Source organism: Ruegeria sp. BHSB058 (assembly GCF_059613285.1).
The window spans coordinates 1-4,289 of the sequence record NZ_JBXWSF010000141.1 but is presented as its reverse complement, the minus strand read 5'-3'; the positions used below and the strand labels follow the sequence as shown (position 1 = coordinate 4,289).

The following is a 4,289-nucleotide window of genomic DNA, read 5'->3' as shown; positions in this document are numbered from 1 at the left end:
ATAACGGTTCCAATGGCGCGTCAGTGGGCCCCCGAAAAGACCACTCTTTCTGGCCTTTCCTAGTTTTTGCAGTTCCCATGTCAGGTGCGTTGTAAGCCATTGTGGTCTGACAAAATTGGACAAGTGGCTGGTTCATCAACGTCAGGCGTTGGTTTGGGATTCCGACAAACCCTCAATCTGCAGGTCGAATCCGGCTTGAATATGCGCGGTGAATGCCTCCAGTGCTTCGGTTGGGTTACCAGTTTCGATAGCTTCTACGAGATTCAGGTGGTCACCAAGGGACTTGGAAATATCGACGTTCTCGATTGCCGAAAACAGGTGAAATGCCATCGCTTTTCCCCAAATCATATCGAACATGTCGAGAAGGAATTTATTGTCAGCCTCCACCATGAAGGCCCGGTGAATGCGTCTGTTTGCAATGAAGTAATCCCGTGTGGTTGGGTCTTCGAGGTCTTCTTCGATGCGAATGAGGGCGCGCAGCCCGTCCAGGGTTTTGGCCGAAGCATTGACCGCAAGGATACGTGCGGCTTGCCCTTCGATGGCTGCACGGGCCTGATAAAGTTGCTTGACTTCATTGTGGTCCATTTGCGCGAGGCGAAACCCACCGCTAGCGACGACTTCCAGTACGCCTTCGGTCTCCAACCGCATTAACGCCTCGCGGACCGGAGTTCGGCTGATATTCAATTCTGCGGCCAGTTTCTCCTGCACCAGTCGGTCTTCTGTCGATATCTCGCGGCTCATGATTGCTTCTACGAGTTGGTCGTAAACTTCATCCGCCAGCCGTCTGCGCTGCGTTTTTATTTGTTTTAGTGCCACTCAGTGCCTCGCTTTCTTCATTGCTGAATCCTGTATTCAATAATGCAGGCGATGCCAAGCCGAATAGGGTTGATATTGCTCGTGTACTGTATACAGTATACAAAGCAAAACGAACAGGGAGTTCTCTTATGTGTGGAATCGCTGGCAGGATTCTTGCTGCTCCGGGCCAAGTCGGGGCCGATCTTGTCGCCTTGATGGATGCGCAGGAGCATCGTGGTGCCGACAGCACTGGCTTCGCTATTTACGGGGTGCCGCGAGACACCGGATACGTGCTGAGAGGTATGGGTTTTGACAAATCGCTGCAGGGATCTGACCTCGATGAATTCGAGGCAGTTTTGAAGGCAAATGGGTCCGGCTTCCTGTCCGAGCCAAAGATCGTGACGGACGCCAACAGACACTATTGCTTTCGTATGGAAATATCCGAACCGGTCAACTTGCAGGCTTGGGTTTCGGATGCGGACACACTTACCAACCGCATCGAAATTCAATCCTGCGGTCGCAGTCTGGAAATAGTTAAAGACATCGGAGGCGCCGAAGCTGTTGCGGATAAACACGGAGTTCGCGACATGATCGGTACGCACGGATTGGGGCATGCACGTCTTGCCACGGAAAGCTCTGTGCTGCCAAATGCATCGCATCCGTTTTGGGCGCGGCCATTTTCGGATGTGGCGATCGTCCACAATGGGCAGATCACGGACTATTTTTTGTGGCGCAACCGCCTGACCCGTGCCGGGTATCGCTTTCTGACTGAAAATGACAGCGAATTGATAGCCGTTTGGGTCAGTGATCAGATGAAAGCCGGTTTGACGATGGAGCAGGCACTGAAAAAGTCTATCAACTCGATCGATGGTGTTTTTACTTATATGATTGCCACACCATATGGGATCGGGTTTGCCAAGGATCGCTTTGCCATGAAGCCGCTCGTCGTTGTCAACCAAAACGGCGAGTTGGCGGCCGCCACCGAAGAACAAGCCGTGCGCCGCGTTGTTTCCGAAGAATGTGATGTCATCAATCATGACGGCCCTTCACTAACGGGCATCTGGGGTGTCGGAAACCGGAGTATGGCGGCATGAGCGAAACGGCAACGCTTACCGACGAAATCGTCATTGAAGTTGGGGACCGCCCAATCCGGGAAATCAACCGGGAGATAATGGCGGCTTGCAGTCTCGGTCAACCGATCCGTGTGACGAACACCCTTTCACGGCACAATCTTGGTATTGGCCTGCCTGACAATGTCGACATCGCATTCGAAGGTTCCGTCGGCTACTATTGTGGTGGCTTGAACACCGGTGCCAAGATTGCCATCGAAAGAAACTGCGGCTGGGCCGTGGGTGAAGGGATGGCCAAGGGTCACATCACCGTTGGTGGTTATGCAGGCATGTCCTGCGGTGCTGCCATGATTGGCGGCACGATTCACGTCAAGGGCAACGCAGGGCCACGTGTTGGCGTTGCCATGAAAGGCGGAAACATCGTGGTCGAGGGGAAGATCGGCTATCAATCCGGCTTCATGGCACATGCGGGTAAAATCATCGCGCTAGGCGGCGCGGGCGCGTCCTGCGCGGACGCCTTGTGGCAAGGAGAGGTTTGGGTCGCGGGTGAGGTCGAAAGCACTGGTGTGGACGTCAAAATCATCGACCCAACCGCAGAGGAAGTGGCAGAAGTAGACGCCATTCTGCGACCGCTAGGGCTGACTGACAGTTCTCGAAACTGGCGAAAAATGGTTTCAGGTCAGCGCCTTTGGTATTTTGAAAGCAGGGACGCAAGCGCATGGCTCATGATCTGAGTAAACCATATGAATATCCATTCGAAACGGCCTCGGAGAATGAAATCCGGTTTCGCGATGCCGGCGCAGTCGAAGGTAGGCCCGCAGGTGTTCCCTCCTCTTATGATGAAGGCGGGTCCACCCGGTGGACGCCAGAGGCGATTTCCGAGGTGCACGCTCTAGCACAACTCGGTCGCTATCAGGTGCGCGGTTACAACACTTTCAACAAGCGATTGCCGACATTCGACGATCTAACCTTCGTGCCTGCGACGATGACACGCCTGCCGTTGGAGGGATATCGCGAAAACTGTGATACCACGACGGTCTTGGGTGGTGGTCGCGGGCTTGTAGAACGCCCTGTCGAATTGAAAATTCCGATATACATAGCCTCGATGTCTTTTGGGGCCTTGTCTGCCTCGGCCAAGGCTTCCCTGGGGTTCGGGGCCTCGAAAGTCGGCACCATGACCTGTACGGGCGAAGGTGGAATGCTGGAAGAGGAACGCCAAGCGTCACGCATTCTACTCTACCAGATGTCTCCTGCTCGCTATGGAGTCGATCTGGATCACCTTCGGCGCGCGGATGCTTTGGAGCTGGTTGTGGGGCAGGGGGCCAAACCCGGAACCGGAGGTCTATTGCTGGGCATGAAGGTCAGCCCGCGTGTCAGCAAAATGCGGACATTGCCGGAAGGTGTCGATCAACGTTCAACGATCCGTCATCCGGATTTTCTGGGGGCTGACGATCTGGCCGTTAAAATCGAAGAGTTACGGATCGCAACGAACTATCAGGTGCCGATCTTTATCAAGATGGGTGCGACACGTCCACGGTTCGACGTGGCAATTGCTGCCAAAGCCGGGGCGGATGTCGTTGTCGTTGACGGCGCCGAAGGAGGAACTGGTGCGTCTCCGGAATTGTTGCTGAACCACACCGGAATTCCGACGATGAGCGCGATCCGGGCTGCGCGAGAGGCGTTGGATGAATGCGGCATGACGGGCAAAGTTTCGTTGGTGGCTGCTGGTGGCATCAGATCCGGGGTCGATGCCGCGAAGTGTCTAGCATTGGGTGCCGATGCCGTAATGATCGGCAATGCGGCGATGGTGGCCCTAGGGTGTAATTCTCCGCGCTATGTGGAGGATTACAAGGCATTGGGGACGTCTCCTGGGGCATGTCATCATTGCCATACAGGTCGTTGTCCAGTCGGAATCGCAACACAGGACCCTGAGCTGGAAGTGCGGATGAATCCCAAGGCGGGAGCAGAAAGGATTGCACGATACCTGACGGCCATGACCATGGAAATCACTGCTCTGGCAAAGGCTTGCGGCAAGTCATCTGTCCACAACTTGGAAACCGAAGATCTGCGCGCTTTGAGCTTCGAAGCCTCTGCCTTTACTGGTGTCAAAATGGCGGGGATAGACAGGGCGTTCGATTGGTGAAAATTGCCATCCTCGAACTGACAGGGCATCCCCTTCCGTTACTGAAGGGGACACCACGGACCGCGAGCCAAATCAAGGGGTGGTTGGCGCCGCATTTGGGAAGCGCAGAGTTTTCGGTTGCAAACGTCGTCGATGGCGAGGCGTTGCCTGAGATAGGCACGTTTGACGGGGTTATAGTGGGCGGGTCCGAATTTGGAGTTTATGACGCCCCGCCGTGGATACAGCCGCTCAAAGATTTTTTGCTGAACACAAAAAATGCGGGCAAGCCCATCTTCGGAATC

Annotated in this window: 5 protein-coding genes; 4 read left to right on the top strand and 1 reads right to left on the bottom strand. The window is 54.8% G+C overall.

Going from position 1 to position 4,289, the window contains the following annotated elements:
• Nucleotides 1-141 precede the first annotated feature (141 nt).
• Nucleotides 142-741 (bottom strand): GntR family transcriptional regulator, encoded by a 600-nt coding sequence (locus tag AC2FNB_RS20480; RefSeq protein ID WP_480750761.1) that lies wholly within the window; start codon nt 739-741, stop codon nt 142-144.
• A gap of 2 nt (nt 742-743) precedes the next feature.
• Between AC2FNB_RS20480 and AC2FNB_RS20475 the strand changes: the two genes are divergently transcribed.
• From AC2FNB_RS20475 to AC2FNB_RS20460, 4 genes are all read left to right on the top strand, one after another.
• Nucleotides 744-1,889, top strand: a complete 1,146-nt coding sequence (locus AC2FNB_RS20475; RefSeq protein ID WP_496748612.1) for a class II glutamine amidotransferase domain-containing protein — start codon at nt 744-746, stop codon at nt 1,887-1,889.
• On the top strand, nt 1,886-2,599 hold the full coding sequence (locus AC2FNB_RS20470) for a GltB/FmdC/FwdC-like GXGXG domain-containing protein (protein WP_480750759.1): 714 nt from the start codon (nt 1,886-1,888) through the stop codon (nt 2,597-2,599). The genes AC2FNB_RS20475 and AC2FNB_RS20470 overlap by 4 nt, the downstream gene beginning before the upstream one ends.
• Entirely contained in the window at nt 2,584-4,008 is a 1,425-nt protein-coding gene (locus AC2FNB_RS20465; protein ID WP_496748611.1) for an FMN-binding glutamate synthase family protein, read from the top strand. Before AC2FNB_RS20470 ends, AC2FNB_RS20465 begins: the two co-directional genes overlap by 16 nt.
• On the top strand, nt 4,005-4,289 hold a 285-nt coding region (locus AC2FNB_RS20460), incomplete at its 3' end, for a type 1 glutamine amidotransferase family protein (protein ID WP_496748610.1). The genes AC2FNB_RS20465 and AC2FNB_RS20460, both read left to right, overlap by 4 nt.

Bases quoted from the DNA above. Each gene is read 5' to 3' on its own strand.
- AC2FNB_RS20480 (WP_480750761.1), bottom strand. From the start codon at position 741: ATGAGCCGCGAGATATCGACAGAAGACCGACTGGTGCAGGAGAAACTG.
- AC2FNB_RS20470 (WP_480750759.1), top strand. From the start codon at position 1,886: ATGAGCGAAACGGCAACGCTTACCGACGAAATCGTCATTGAAGTTGGG.
- AC2FNB_RS20465 (WP_496748611.1), top strand. From the start codon at position 2,584: ATGGCTCATGATCTGAGTAAACCATATGAATATCCATTCGAAACGGCC.